The sequence below is a fragment of the Streptomyces sp. NPDC026206 genome (assembly GCF_040638465.1).
Taxonomy (GTDB): domain Bacteria; phylum Actinomycetota; class Actinomycetes; order Streptomycetales; family Streptomycetaceae; genus Streptomyces.
Genome location: NZ_JBEZYL010000005.1, coordinates 150,249 through 162,632 on the forward strand (window position 1 = coordinate 150,249; position 12,384 = coordinate 162,632).

At 69.4% G+C, this 12,384-nt stretch carries 15 protein-coding genes, 1 tRNA gene and 1 riboswitch; of the genes, 11 read left to right on the forward strand and 5 right to left on the reverse strand.

What is annotated here, in order from left to right:
* From AB0F13_RS10715 to AB0F13_RS10725, 3 genes are all read left to right on the forward strand, one after another.
* Positions 1 to 951, forward strand: coding sequence for a cysteine synthase (locus tag AB0F13_RS10715; protein WP_362078452.1), 951 nt, complete (start codon positions 1 to 3; stop codon positions 949 to 951).
* Positions 952 to 1,090: 139 nt separating this feature from the next.
* Positions 1,091 to 1,153, forward strand: a complete 63-nt coding sequence (locus tag AB0F13_RS10720) for a hypothetical protein (RefSeq protein ID WP_362078828.1) — start codon at positions 1,091 to 1,093, stop codon at positions 1,151 to 1,153.
* Positions 1,154 to 1,551: 398 nt separating this feature from the next.
* Positions 1,552 to 2,304, forward strand: coding sequence for an MBL fold metallo-hydrolase (locus AB0F13_RS10725; RefSeq protein WP_362078831.1), 753 nt, complete (start codon positions 1,552 to 1,554; stop codon positions 2,302 to 2,304).
* Positions 2,305 to 2,375: 71 nt separating this feature from the next.
* Here the strand turns inward: AB0F13_RS10725 and AB0F13_RS10730 are convergent, their stop codons facing one another.
* Complete coding sequence (locus AB0F13_RS10730) at positions 2,376 to 3,656, reverse strand: PTS transporter subunit EIIC (protein ID WP_362078455.1); 1,281 nt, start codon at positions 3,654 to 3,656, stop codon at positions 2,376 to 2,378.
* A gap of 372 nt (positions 3,657 to 4,028) precedes the next feature.
* Positions 4,029 to 5,342 carry a PTS transporter subunit EIIC gene (locus tag AB0F13_RS10735; protein ID WP_362078458.1) on the reverse strand — a complete coding sequence of 438 codons (1,314 nt, stop codon included), beginning with the start codon at positions 5,340 to 5,342 and terminating at the stop codon, positions 4,029 to 4,031.
* A gap of 196 nt (positions 5,343 to 5,538) precedes the next feature.
* On the opposite strand from AB0F13_RS10735, the gene AB0F13_RS10740 reads away from it, so the two are divergent.
* The 3 genes from AB0F13_RS10740 to rdgB all read left to right on the forward strand — a co-directional run bounded on the left by AB0F13_RS10740 (position 5,539) and on the right by rdgB (position 7,264).
* The gene (locus tag AB0F13_RS10740) at positions 5,539 to 5,772 is read left to right on the forward strand and encodes a PTS glucose/sucrose transporter subunit IIB (RefSeq protein WP_362078461.1); all 234 of its coding nucleotides are present in this window, start codon (positions 5,539 to 5,541) and stop codon (positions 5,770 to 5,772) included.
* 100 nt (positions 5,773 to 5,872) lie between these two features.
* Positions 5,873 to 6,604 (forward strand): ribonuclease PH, encoded by a 732-nt coding sequence (gene rph, locus AB0F13_RS10745; RefSeq protein WP_362078462.1) that lies wholly within the window; start codon positions 5,873 to 5,875, stop codon positions 6,602 to 6,604.
* Positions 6,605 to 6,661: 57 nt separating this feature from the next.
* Positions 6,662 to 7,264: an RdgB/HAM1 family non-canonical purine NTP pyrophosphatase gene (gene rdgB / locus AB0F13_RS10750; protein WP_362078465.1), complete on the forward strand. Its 603-nt coding sequence runs from the start codon at positions 6,662 to 6,664 to the stop codon at positions 7,262 to 7,264.
* Positions 7,265 to 7,308: 44 nt separating this feature from the next.
* Here the strand turns inward: rdgB and AB0F13_RS10755 are convergent.
* Together AB0F13_RS10755 and AB0F13_RS10760 are read right to left on the reverse strand one after the other, a co-directional pair.
* Positions 7,309 to 7,393 (reverse strand) — tRNA-Leu (locus AB0F13_RS10755).
* 481 nt (positions 7,394 to 7,874) lie between these two features.
* Entirely contained in the window at positions 7,875 to 8,453 is a 579-nt protein-coding gene (locus AB0F13_RS10760) for a hypothetical protein (protein WP_362078468.1), read from the reverse strand.
* Between the two features lie 200 nt (positions 8,454 to 8,653).
* On the opposite strand from AB0F13_RS10760, the gene AB0F13_RS10765 reads away from it, so the two are divergent.
* Both AB0F13_RS10765 and AB0F13_RS10770 read left to right on the forward strand, forming a co-directional pair.
* On the forward strand, positions 8,654 to 9,184 hold the full coding sequence (locus AB0F13_RS10765) for a hypothetical protein (RefSeq protein WP_362078471.1): 531 nt from the start codon (positions 8,654 to 8,656) through the stop codon (positions 9,182 to 9,184).
* Positions 9,184 to 10,476 carry a HAMP domain-containing sensor histidine kinase gene (locus tag AB0F13_RS10770; RefSeq protein WP_362078474.1) on the forward strand — a complete coding sequence of 431 codons (1,293 nt, stop codon included), beginning with the start codon at positions 9,184 to 9,186 and terminating at the stop codon, positions 10,474 to 10,476. Before AB0F13_RS10765 ends, AB0F13_RS10770 begins: the two co-directional genes overlap by 1 nt.
* On the opposite strand, the gene bcp is transcribed toward AB0F13_RS10770, so the two are convergent.
* Entirely contained in the window at positions 10,457 to 10,924 is a 468-nt protein-coding gene (gene bcp / locus AB0F13_RS10775) for a thioredoxin-dependent thiol peroxidase (RefSeq protein WP_362078477.1), read from the reverse strand. The two genes, AB0F13_RS10770 and bcp, sit on opposite strands and share 20 nt — an antisense overlap.
* A 167-nt stretch (positions 10,925 to 11,091) precedes the next feature.
* Here bcp and AB0F13_RS10780 point away from each other — a divergent pair, with 167 nt between their 5' ends.
* From AB0F13_RS10780 to AB0F13_RS10790, 3 genes are all read left to right on the forward strand, one after another.
* A complete protein-coding gene (locus tag AB0F13_RS10780) occupies positions 11,092 to 11,412 on the forward strand; it encodes a DUF3618 domain-containing protein (RefSeq protein ID WP_362078480.1) in 321 nt (106 codons plus the stop codon).
* Positions 11,413 to 11,556: 144 nt separating this feature from the next.
* Entirely contained in the window at positions 11,557 to 11,859 is a 303-nt protein-coding gene (locus AB0F13_RS10785; RefSeq protein ID WP_048831771.1) for a co-chaperone GroES, read from the forward strand.
* A 79-nt stretch (positions 11,860 to 11,938) separates the two neighbouring features.
* A riboswitch (guanidine-III (ykkC-III) riboswitch) is annotated at positions 11,939 to 12,002 on the forward strand.
* A gap of 32 nt (positions 12,003 to 12,034) precedes the next feature.
* The gene (locus AB0F13_RS10790; RefSeq protein WP_362078483.1) at positions 12,035 to 12,355 is read left to right on the forward strand and encodes a multidrug efflux SMR transporter; all 321 of its coding nucleotides are present in this window, start codon (positions 12,035 to 12,037) and stop codon (positions 12,353 to 12,355) included.
* Positions 12,356 to 12,384 lie beyond the last annotated feature (29 nt).

Sequence of the window (12,384 nt, forward strand, 5' to 3'; positions counted from 1 at the left end):
ATGCGCTACGACAGCCCCCTGGCCGCGGTGGGCAACACCCCGCTCGTCCGCCTGCCGCGCCTGTCCCCGTCCGGGTCCGTCCGGATCTGGGCCAAGCTGGAGGACCGCAACCCCACCGGTTCGGTCAAGGACCGCCCCGCCCTGCACATGATCGAGCAGGCGGAGAAGGCCGGCCGCCTCACCCCCGGCTGCACCATCCTGGAGCCCACCTCCGGCAACACCGGCATCTCCCTCGCCATGGCCGCCAAGCTCAAGGGCTACCGCATGGTGTGCGTGATGCCGGAGAACACCAGCGAGGAACGCCGGCAGCTGCTCGCCATGTGGGGCGCCGAGATCATCCCCTCGCCCGCCGCCGGCGGCTCCAACACCGCCGTGCGGGTCGCCAAGGAGCTGTCCGCGCAGCACCCCGACTGGGTGATGCTCTACCAGTACGGCAACCCCGACAACGCCGGCGCCCACTACGCCACCACCGGCCCCGAGATCCTCACCGACCTCCCTGAGATCACCCACTTCGTGGCCGGCCTCGGCACCACCGGCACCCTCATGGGCGTCGGCCGCTACCTGCACGAGCACAAGCCCGGCACACAGATCGTCGCCGCCGAGCCCCGCTACGACGACGTCGTCTACGGCCTGCGCAACCTCGACGAGGGCTTCGTCCCCGAGCTCTACGACGCCTCCGTCCTCACCACCCGCTACTCCGTCGGCTCCGAGGACGCCGTCCGCCGCACCCGCGAACTCCTCGCCGAGGAAGGCATCTTCGCGGGCGTGTCCACCGGCGCCGTACTGCACGCCGCCCTCGGCGTCGCCCGTAGGGCCGTACGGGCCGGGGAGAGCGCCGACATCGTCTTCATCGTCGCCGACGGCGGCTGGAAGTACCTCTCGACCGGCGTCTACACCGCCGCTACCACGGAAGAGGCCGTCGAGACACTGCACGGCCAGCTCTGGGCGTAGCCCGGTGCGCCGCCTGTCCGCGCCGGTCCGTAAAAAACAGAACTGTGCACGGATGAACTGCTACTACCGATGTTGGCAAGCGGCTGACATCATCCCGTAGGAGACGCACATGAACTGTCCCGCATGTGGATCATCGGACATGAGGCAACTCAACAATGGAAACTGGCAGTGCGGAAACTGCGGCGCAGTCACGGCTGGATAAGGCCGCCTGGGATGCGCTCGCGCCCGAGACACGTGAGCGGCTCGCGGCGTTCATGTCGCCCGAGGTGTTCACGGTGACGGCCGGCAGCAGCGAGTCGGCCGAGCGCTTCCAGCGCTTCATGGACACCCTGGACCGTGCCGAGCGGCACCGTCCCCTGTAGGGCGCCGGGCCGCCGCACCGGCCCGGTACCGCCTTCCGCCTCCGCACCCCCGGCCTCGCAGGGCCCCGGCCGCGCTCGTTCCCCGGGCGCGGGCCGGGGCCTTCGCGCTGCGACCAGGTCCGTCCTGGTGATTCCGCCCACACGCCACCCCCTCGGAGGAGCCACCGCCCGGTTCTCGCCTTACCCTCGACTGCACCGCATGGCCCCCCGTAACCAGCCCACGGAGGTTCAGGCCCGCATGAAGCTCACCGTCGTCGGATGCTCGGGCTCGTTCCCGTCCACGGAATCGGCCTGCTCGAGCTATCTGGTGGAGGCCGACGGCTACCGGATCCTCCTCGACATGGGCAATGGCGCCCTCGGCGAGCTGCAGCGCCACATCGGGCTCTACGACCTCGACGCCGTGCTCCTGTCACACCTGCACCCGGACCACTGCATCGACATGTGCGGCTACTTCGTCGCCCGCTACTACCGTCACGACGGCGGCCGCACCGGCGCCCTCCCCGTCCACGGACCCGAGGGCACCGAGAAGCGGCTCCTCACCGCCTATGGCGACGTCCCCGACGAGGCCTGCATGAGCGAGGTCTTCGACTTCCGCACCCTCACGCCCGGCACCTTCACCCTCGGCCCCCTCACGATCCGCACGGCCCGGATGAGCCACCCCGTCGAGGCGTTCGCCTTCCGGGTCGAGCACGCGGGCCGGTCACTGGTGTACTCGGGCGACACGGGCCCCTGCGCGGCCCTGTACGAGCTGGCCCAGGGCACGGACCTGCTGCTGTGCGAGGCCTCCTTCACCCACGGCAAGGAGGACATCCCCGGCCTCCACCTCAACGGCCTGCAGGCCGGCGAGTGCGCCGCCCGGGCCGGCGCCGGCCGCCTCGTCCTCACCCACATCCCCCCGTGGACGGACCCCCTCACCAACCTCCGCGACGCGCGCTCGGTCTACGACGGACCGGCGGAGCTCGCCCACGCGGGCGCGGTGTACGAGCTGTAGGCGGCCCCCGCGCCCACGCGAAGGCCCCCGGAACCGCACGGTTCCGGGGGCCTTCGCGTCGTTCTGGGGGATCAGGCCTTGCCCGCGTCCTCCAGCTCGCCCTCGGGCTCGCGGCCCGGGGTGGGAAGGTTGAACTTGATGATCGCGAAGCGGAAGACCACGTAGTAGAGCGCGCCGAAGCACAGACCCACCGCGGCCAGCATCCACGGCTTGGTGGCGATGCCCAGGTTGAGCAGGAAGTCGATCGCGCCGGCGGAGAAGCCGAAGCCGTCCTTCATGCCCAGCGCCCAGGTCAGGGCCAGCGAGACACCGGTGAGCAGCGCGTGGATGGCGTAGAGCACCGGGGCGATGAACATGAAGGTGAACTCGATCGGCTCGGTCACACCGGTGACGAACGCGGTGAGTGCGAGCGAGCCCATCATGCCGCCGACGACCTTGCGGTTCTCCGGGCGGGCGCAGTGGACGATCGCCAGGCAGGCCGCCGGGAGGGCGAACATCATGATCGGGAAGAAGCCGGTCATGAACTGGCCGGCGTCCGGGTCGCCGGCGAGGAAGCGGGCGATGTCGCCGTGCTTGCCGTTGAAGTCGCCGGCCTGCAGCCACGGGAAGGAGTTGAGCAGGTGGTGCATGCCGACCGGGATCAGCGCACGGTTGGCGACACCGAAGATGCCCGCGCCCACGGCGCCCGAGCCGACCAGCCACTCGCCGAAGTTGTGCAGACCCGCGCCGAGGACCGGCCAGATCAGGCCGAAGACGATGCCGATGACCAGACCGGCGAAGGCCGAGAGGATCGGGACGAGGCGGCGGCCGCCGAAGAAGCCCAGCCAGTCGGGGAGCTTCTTGCGGCTGTAGCGCTGGTAGAGCAGGGCCACGACCAGGCCCATGACGACACCGCCGAGCACGCCGGCGTTGACGGGCGCCTCGTTCATGACGATCTTGCCGTCGACGACCGCGGCGACCTTGGGCAGGTTCTTGTCGGTGAAGGTGGCGAGCACCTCCTTGAAGACCAGGTAGCCGGACACGGCGGCCAGGGCGGTGGAGCCGTCCGACTTCTTCGCGAAGCCGATCGCGACACCGACCGCGAAGAGCAGCGCCATGTTGCCGAGCAGCGCGTTGCCGCCCGCCGCCATGTAGCCGGCGATCTTGGTTATGAACTCGGGGAACGAGTCACGGCCGAGCATGTCGTTGTTGCCGAGCCGCACCAGGAGGGCGGCGGCGGGCAGTACCGCGACCGGCAGCATGAGGCTGCGGCCGATGCGCTGCGCGACCGCCATGGCCCCGGCGCCACGCTTCTTCTTTTGCGGAGCCGCCTCTTCAGGCGCCGCCTTTGCCGCCTTGGCTGCCGTACTCATCGGATTCCTCCAAGTGAGGCGGGCGCTCAGGAAGAAAGGGGGACGGCCCGCGATTTGGTCTACACCACTAGTGGTTTAGACCTGTTGTAGCACGTGAGTCGGGCATAAAGGAATCCATCGCTCCAAGTGCTGTGGACCACACGCGTAAGGGCGGCGTGAGCGCTCTGCGCTGCGTCACGCCACCCTTACGTCACGTTGATTCCGGCCCCGGGGGCCGAGACCCCGGCCCCGGCTTCGGGTGGGGCCCGGCCAACGACCTCCGGCCCCGGGTGGGGCCGGGCAGGGGTCCGGCCAACGGCCTCCGGCTCCGGGTGGGGCCGGCCAGGGGTCCGTCCCGCCGCCCGGGGATGATCTTCCCCCGGTCCGGCCGTTCTACTCGACGTTCTCCTTCTCGATTTCCTCCGCCAGCGCCTCCGGCTCCCGCCCGGGCGTCGGAAGGTCGAAGAACGTGATCACGAAGCGGAAGACCGCGTAATAGAGGACCGCGAAACCCAGCCCGATCGGAATGATCAACCACGGCTTCGTCGCCAGCCCCCAGTTGATGACGTAGTCGATCAGCCCCGCCGAGAAGCTGAAGCCGTCGTGCACCCCCAGCTCCCACGTCACCGCCATCGACACGCCCGTCAACACCGCGTGCGCCACATAAAGCAGCGGCGCGATGAAGAGGAACGAGTACTCGATCGGCTCGGTGATGCCCGTGACCAGCGACGTCAGCCCGACCGACAGCATCATGCCGCTCACCGCCCTGCGGTGCTGCGGCTTCGCGCAATGGGCCATGGCCAGCGCGGCCGCGGGCAGGGCGAACATCATGATCGGGAAGAAACCCGAGGTGAACTGCCCGGCCGCCGGGTCCCCCGCCAGGAAACGGTTGATGTCACCGTGCACGACCTGCCCGTCCGGCTTGGCGAAGTCCCCGAACTGGAACCACACGAAGACGTTCAGGAACTGATGCAGCCCGACCACCAGCAACGCACGGTTCGCCACACCGAAGATCCCCGAACCGAGCGAGCTCAGATCGACCAGCCACTCGCTGAAGCTCGTCAGCCTGTCACCCACCCACGGCCAGATCCACAGACACAGCGCCGCGAAGGCGATCGCGACGAACGCCATGATGATCGGCACGAGCCTGCGGCCGTTGAAGAAACCCAGCCAGTCCACGAGCTTCACACGGTGGTACCGCTGCCAGAACCAGGCCGCCAGCAAACCGATGACGATGCCCCCGAAGACCCCCGGATTCTGGTACCCCACCGCGGACGGCTCCCCGCCCGCCGTCACACACACCCCCGCCAGCAGGCCGATCGCGGTGTGCCTGGAACCGGCAGGACAGTCCCGCGGGAACTGGTGCAGCACCGCGTAATAGACCAGGAAGCCCACCACCGCAGCCAGCGCCGTCGAACCGTCCGACTTCTTCGCCATACCGATCGCCACACCCACCGCGAACAGCAACGGCAGCCCCAGGGAGGAGTCCAGCAGCGCACCGCCCGCACCGGCCATCACCTTGGCCACGTCCGTCCAGCCCAGACCGTCCTTGCCGAAGACGTCCGGCTGGCCGAGCCGGTTGAGGATGCCCGCCGCCGGGAGGACCGCGATCGGCAGCTGGAGACTGCGCCCCATTTTCTGCAGCCCCTGGAAGAGGCCGTGCAGGCGCTTCTTCTTCCGCGGAGCCGCCGCGGCGATCGAACTCATCTGCGTCCTCCGGCTGCTGGCATACTGGTGTAGACCACTTGCGGTGCGTGTGGGCCTCCCGGAATGGCAGTTGCCGGGTGCTCGCCATCCTTCGACAGGTGGCGGACATACGCCCGCATAGTTGGGCTATACGTGGGATACCGTGTGAAAGCCGGTCGGCGGAACCGCCGAAGGGCTGAGACAACCAGGAGTGCACATGGCCAGCAAGGCTGAGAAGATCGTCGCCGGCCTCGGCGGGATCGACAACATCGAAGAGGTCGAGGGCTGCATCACCCGCCTCCGCTGCGAGGTCGTCAACCCCGACCTCGTCGACGACGCCGCCCTCAAGGCCGCCGGCGCCCACGGCGTCGTGAAGATGGGCACCGCCATCCAGGTCGTCATCGGCACCGACGCCGACCCGATCGCCGGCGAGATCGAGGACATGCTGTGAGCTGAGCCACGAGGCTCCTCGCGGAGGGCTCCGTTCCGTTTGACGCGTCCACGACGCCAACCGGAACGGGGCCCTCTGTTGTCCCGATAGGCTCATCACCATGTCTCGCATCGACGGCCGTACCCCCGACCAGCTCCGCCCCGTGACCATCCAGCGCGGATGGAGCAAGCACGCCGAAGGCTCCGTCCTCATCTCCTTCGGCGACACCAAGGTCTTCTGCACCGCCAGCGTCACCGAAGGCGTACCCCGCTGGCGCAAGGGCACCGGCGAGGGCTGGGTCACCGCCGAATACTCGATGCTCCCCCGCTCCACCAACACCCGCGGCGACCGCGAATCCGTACGCGGCAAGATCGGCGGCCGCACCCACGAGATCTCCCGCCTCATCGGCCGCTCCCTGCGCGCCGTCATCGACTACAAGGCCCTCGGCGAGAACACCATCGTTCTCGACTGCGACGTCCTCCAGGCCGACGGCGGCACCCGCACCGCAGCCATCACCGGCGCCTACGTCGCCCTCGCCGACGCCATCACCTGGGCCCAGCACAAGAAGCTCATCAAGCACGGCCGCAAACCGCTGACCGGCACCGTCTCAGCCGTCAGCGTCGGCATCGTCGACGGCGTCCCCCTCCTCGACCTCTGCTACGAAGAAGACGTGCGCGCCGAGACCGACATGAACGTCGTCTGCACCGGCGACGGCCGCTTCGTCGAGGTCCAGGGCACGGCGGAAGCAGAACCATTCGCCCGCGCGGAACTCAACAGCATCCTCGACCTCGCCGTCGCCGGCTGCGCCTCCCTGGACGCCGCCCAGCGCGAGGCCCTGGCCCGCACGCTGTAACGCACGGCTCCGGCCCCGGTCCCGGGGGGCACGGCGGACCCCCGGGATAATCGCCCCATGAAGCGCCTGATCCTCGCCACCCGCAACGCCAACAAGGTCACCGAGCTCCGCGCGATCCTCGCCGCCGCCGGCCTCGACGTCGAACTCGTCGGCGCCGACGCCTACCCCGAGATCCCCGACGTCAAGGAAACCGGCGTCACCTTCGCCGAGAACGCCCTCCTCAAGGCCCACGCCCTCGCCTCGGCCACCGGCCTGCCCGCCGTCGCCGACGACTCCGGCCTCTGCGTCGACGTCCTGGGCGGCGCCCCCGGCATCTTCTCCGCCCGCTGGGCCGGCACCCACGGCGACGACAAGGCCAACCTGCAGCTGCTGCTGGCCCAGCTCTCCGACATCACCGACGAACACCGCGGCGCCCACTTCGCCTGCGCCGCCGCCCTCGCCCTGCCCGACGGCACGCAGCGCGTGGTCGAGGGCCGACTGAAGGGCACGCTGCGCCACGCCCCGGCAGGCTCGGGCGGCTTCGGCTACGACCCGATCCTCCAGCCGCTGGGCGAAACCCGCACCTGCGCCGAGATGACGCCGCAGGAGAAGAACGCGATCAGCCACCGCGGCAAGGCGTTCCGGGGGCTGGCGCCGGTGGTGCGGGAGCTTTTGGGATAAAAATGGCCTGCGATTCGAACTTTCGATTCGCAGGCCATTTGCCGTGCGGCGGAAGGGATTCGAACCCTCAAGCCCCGATCAAGGGCCACAGATCCTAAGTCTGCTGCGTCGCCACTGCGCCACCGCCGCTAGCCGCCAGCCATGGTATCGGGCTGGCGGCTGCTCGCGGAACCTGGCTCAGTGCTGTTCGTACGTGGCACCTTGGCGCCTTCCTCTACGATTCCGGCACCACGTCTCCGTGAGAGCGTGACAGTTGGGGCAGAGGTAACGAAGATTGTCCCGGCGGTTGTCGAGCCAGTCACCGCTGATGTGGTCGATCTGCAGTGTTATCGGTTTGCCCAGCCACTCGCCCTCGTTGCCGCATGAGGCGCAGCGATAGGGGACGCCCGTCTCAGTGAGCGCTCGATGCAGTCGCTGGCGGCTCTCGCGAGGTGAACCTTCGGGTCGTACCTGGAGGACTTCGTCCGCGATGGCCCTGGGCTTGGCGACCCGAATCGTCCCCCAGGTCCGCCGCTTGAAGTGAGATGTGTCCAGGCCGAGTCGGGCTACGCCCCGTCGAACGCGGCGATGGTTGGTGTCGTTCACCGGCAGCCCGAGAGCCCGCATCACGTCAGCGAAGCTCGTGGAGTTGCCTACTGCTTCCCTTATGCGGTCCTCCGGCATGCCACACGATTCCGGCCGAAATGTGTGGTGTCAATGCCCAGCTCGTCGAGCATGCGTCGGAGCGTTGCACGAGACCTGCTGTCGTTGGAAACGCGAGGTCCCGTGCCACCGCGCGGATGCTGGTCGCGGATGCGGCTGACGTACGGAGCTCTTCGCTGGTGAACGGCAGATCAAGCTCTGGTCGATTCAGACCGGGGAAGTGACTGACGTCGATGCCGATCGCGGCGATCCGACGACGGATATGGGAGAGCGTCCCCGTCGCGGGGGCCGCACCGAGTTTCTGGGCGACCTCGCGCAGAGTGGTGGATGAGGCGACAGCCTTGGCTATGGCCTCATCGGGGTACTTGCGCCAGGGGCTGCGCTGCTTGAAGTGGCTGGTGTCGATGCCGTAGGCGGCGACCTTCTCCTGGAGAACCCGGCGCCTGCCGCCGCTGGCCTTCACGCCGAGCCTGCGCATGAGATCAGCCCACCCCCTCGACTCCGCGACGTTGGCTGCAAGCGCTTCGCGGTCGTAGATCTCAGACATGGTTCCCCTCCCACCCCGTGGCCCCCTCCCCAAGAGGGTCTCGTATGGAGCAACGACCGCATCCTTGATCGGTTACGCCACACATGTACGTATCTCCGCAAGGGAACGCGCCGGTCGTTTTCACCGTCCCTCAGAGCGGGATGGGACCGACAGACAGGCCCGTACGGGCAGCGTCCGTACGTGATCGAGGAAGAGAGCCGATGACCGACCGTGCCGTGGCCCGTGGGGCCGGTCTGCGCACCGTGGTGGCGGTCTTTCTGGGTGTGGCCGTGCTGGTGATCGGCGGGGTGTGGCTGGGGGATGCCACGAACCGGGCGAGTGTGGTGAACAAGGCGCCGAAGACGGCGGCGGCGCAGCGGACGGGGGCCGGGCAGGAGTCGCAGGTGGAGCTGGAGGGCTCGGAGGCGCGGGAGCTTCCGGGGGTGCGGGACTGCGGGGTGGGGGAGCCGGTGCTGGAGCCGACGATCATCACGCTGGACTGCAACAACTCCGGGCGGGTGGCCAGCGGTATCCACTGGGAGGCCTACGCGGCGGACGGCGCGGCCGGCAGTGGTGTGGTACAGGTGTCGACGAATGCCGCCGGTGCGGCGGCGGGTAAGTCGTTCCCGGTGCGGCTGCGGCTGTACGGGCCGAAGGAAGTGGACGGTTCGGTGGCGTTCACGGCGCTCGAGGTCAGGTACGTGGGGGCGACCCCGGCGGGGGAGTCCCGAGAGGTCCTTCCGATCGCGTGATGGGTATCCGTGGCCGGATCGCCTTCGCGATCTCCTTCGTCACCGCCCTGGCCGTGGTGGTCCTGGGCGTGGCTGTGCATCACATTTCGGGCCTGGAGCGCGACCGGCAGGCCATGGCGTACCAGGACGGGCTGCTGAGCTCCGCGCTGCAGATCTATCAGCGTGACGGCACGCTGGCGCTGGGTGCGCAGCTGGACGATTCGACGTTGCCGTTCGCGCTGTCGCAGGCGGTGGGCAAGGGGGAGTCGGGTACGTACATCAGCGGTGGGGAGGATCCGCGGGTGTGGGCGGCGACGGGGGTCGGGGACGACAAGGTGTTGTCGATCTCGGCGTCGTACCCGGACCGTGATCCGTTGCAGACGGCGTTGGACAAGGCGCTGGTGGTGGCCGGTGCGGCGACGGTGGCGCTGATGGCGGTGGTGGCGTGGTTCGTGGCGCAGAGTCTGTCGCGGCGGTTGCGGCTGAGTGCGGCGGCGGCGCGGCGGATCGCGGCGGGTGAGGCGCCGGACGCGGAGGCGCTGGACATCGGTGGCCGGGACGAGGTCGCGGAGCTGGGCCGGTCGGTGCATCACATGGCGACGTCGCTGGCGGGGCGGGTGTCGGCGGAGCGGCAGTTCACGGCGGATGTGGCGCATGAGCTGCGGACGCCGGTGGCGGGTCTGGTGGCGTCGGCGGAGTTGTTGCCGCACCCGCGGGCAGTGGAGATGGTGCAGGAGCGGGCGCAGACGATGCGTGCGCTGGTGGAGGATCTGCTGGAGGTTTCCCGGCTGGATGCCGGGGTGGAGAGTGCGCAGCTGGACGAGGTGGAGTTGCCGTCGTTGGTGCGGGGCATCGTCAAGCGGGCCCGGGGTCAGCGGGGTGTGGCCGATGTGGCCGTGGAGGTGGTCGGTGAGGGGAGGATCGTGGCCACCGATGCCCGGCGCGTGGAGCGCGTCCTGGTCAACATCCTGGCCAACGCCGCCAAGCACGGCAGGCCGCCGATCGAGGTGACGGTGGCGGGCACCCGCATCGTCATCCGGGATCACGGGGACGGTTTTCCGCCGGGTCTGGTGGATCAGGGGCCGCGGCGGTTCCGTACGGCGGCGCCGGAGCGGGGTACGGGCCATGGTCTGGGGCTGACGATCGCGGTGGGGCAGGCGGCGGTGCTGGGTGCGCGGCTGTCGTTCGGGAGGGCTGAGGGCGGGGGTGCCAGGGCCGTCCTCGACCTGCCGGAGGCCGAGGACGTGCCGGAGGGCGGCCGGCCGGTGCGCCGGGGTGCGGCGGTGCCGGGGGTTACAGCGCCAGGTCCTTGATGATCTTCGCGACGTGGCCGGTGGCCTTGACGTTGTAGAGGGCGCGTTCGACCTTTCCCTCTTCGTCGATGATGACGGTGGAGCGGATGACGCCGGTGACGGTCTTGCCGTAGAGCTTCTTCTCGCCGAAGGCGCCGTAGGCCTCCAGGACCTTCTTGTCGGGGTCGCCGACGAGGGTGACCTTCAGGGATTCCTGGTCGCGGAACTTGGCGAGCTTCTCGGGCTTGTCGGGGGAGATGCCGATGACGTCGTAGCCGTGGCCGGCGAGGAAGTCGAGGTTGTCGGTGAAGTCGCAGGCCTGCTTGGTGCAGCCGGGGGTGAGGGCGGCGGGGTAGAAGTAGACGATGACCTTGCGGCCCTTGTGGCCGGCGAGCGAGATCTCCTTGCCGTCGGCGTCGGGCAGGGTGAAGGCGGGGGCGGTGTCGCCGGGCTGCAGTCGTTCGCTCATGGCGGCTCTCCTCGGGTCGTCGGTGGGTGTCTCCCGGCGGGGCCGGGGGACGTCCCGAGGGTAGCCAGGTCGCGGATCGGGGGTGCCGCGGGGCGCTGCGGCGGGGGAGCTGACAGACTGTAGTCATCACTCTTCATCATTCTTATCGACGAGACGGAGGCAGCGCGGTGGCGGAAGCCAGGACCCCTGCGCAGATCGAGGCGGACATTGCCCGCCGGCGGCAGGAGCTTGCCGTGACGCTCGACGAGATCGGGGTGCGGATGCATCCGTCGACGATCATCGGGGATGCCCGGGCGAAGGTGGCGTCGAAGGTGGATCAGACGGCGGGGCGCGCGTACGTGGCGGCGAACCGGGTCGTGTCGGAGGTGCGCTCGCGGTTTGTGGCGCCGGACGGTACGCCGCGGCTGGAGCGGATTGTTCCGGTGGCGATGGTGGCGGTGGGTGTCGTGGGGCTGCTGGCGGCTTCCGCGCGCCGGCGCAAGTCGTAGCGGCGGCTGGGGGCCGCGGGGCGCGGTGCCGGCGTGGCGGCGGCTTCGGGCGGGGATGACGGCCCTGTGGCCTCGGTCGCCCGCGCGGACAGGTACGGTCGTGGCGTGAGTACGAATACCACGCACGACAAGCTGCCCATCCGGATGCTCCACGACCGTGTTCTGGTGCGGACGGACATCCCCGAGGGCGAGCGCCGGTCCACCGGCGGCATCGTCATTCCGGCGACGGCGGCGGTGGGCCGCCGGCTGGCCTGGGCCGAGGTCGTCGCGGTCGGTCAGAGTGTGCGTACGGTCGAGCCGGGTGACCGGGTGCTGTATGACCCGGAGGACCGTGCCGAGGTGGAGGTGCGCGGGGTCGCGTACGTCCTGATGCGTGAGCGGGATCTGCACGCGGTGGCGGCCGAGCGGCTGGAGGGGTCGGAGGACTCCACGGGGCTCTATCTCTGAGCCCTCTGAGCCCTAGCCCTCTGCGCCCTCGGAGCGCTCTGAGCCGTCCGAGTCGTCCGAGCCGTCCGTTCCCGCCCGGGTTTGCTACGGTCGTAGGTACCCGACGAGACGCGCCGTACCGGGTCAGGACAAGACGACGCACCCCTGGAGAGTCGTTTCCACCGGAGGTGCCGTCATGGCATGGGTTCTGCTCGCTGTCGCCGGTCTGCTCGAGGTCGGCTGGTCGGTCGGCATGAAGTTCACCGAGGGTTTCACCCGGCTGTGGCCGAGCGTGTTCACGGTCGCGGGCATCGTGGCCAGCATGGTCCTGCTGGCGCAGGCCGCGCGGACGCTTCCCATCGGTACGGCGTACGGGGTGTGGGTGGGTATCGGCGCGGCCGGTGCGGCGGTGCTCGGCATGACGGTGCTGGGCGAGCCGGTGACCGCCGCGCGGGTCTTCTTCATTTCGTTGTTGCTGGTGGCGGTGGTCGGTTTGAAGGCGACCTCGGGCCACTGATCCGGCCCACGGCCTTCTGCTCCCGGCCG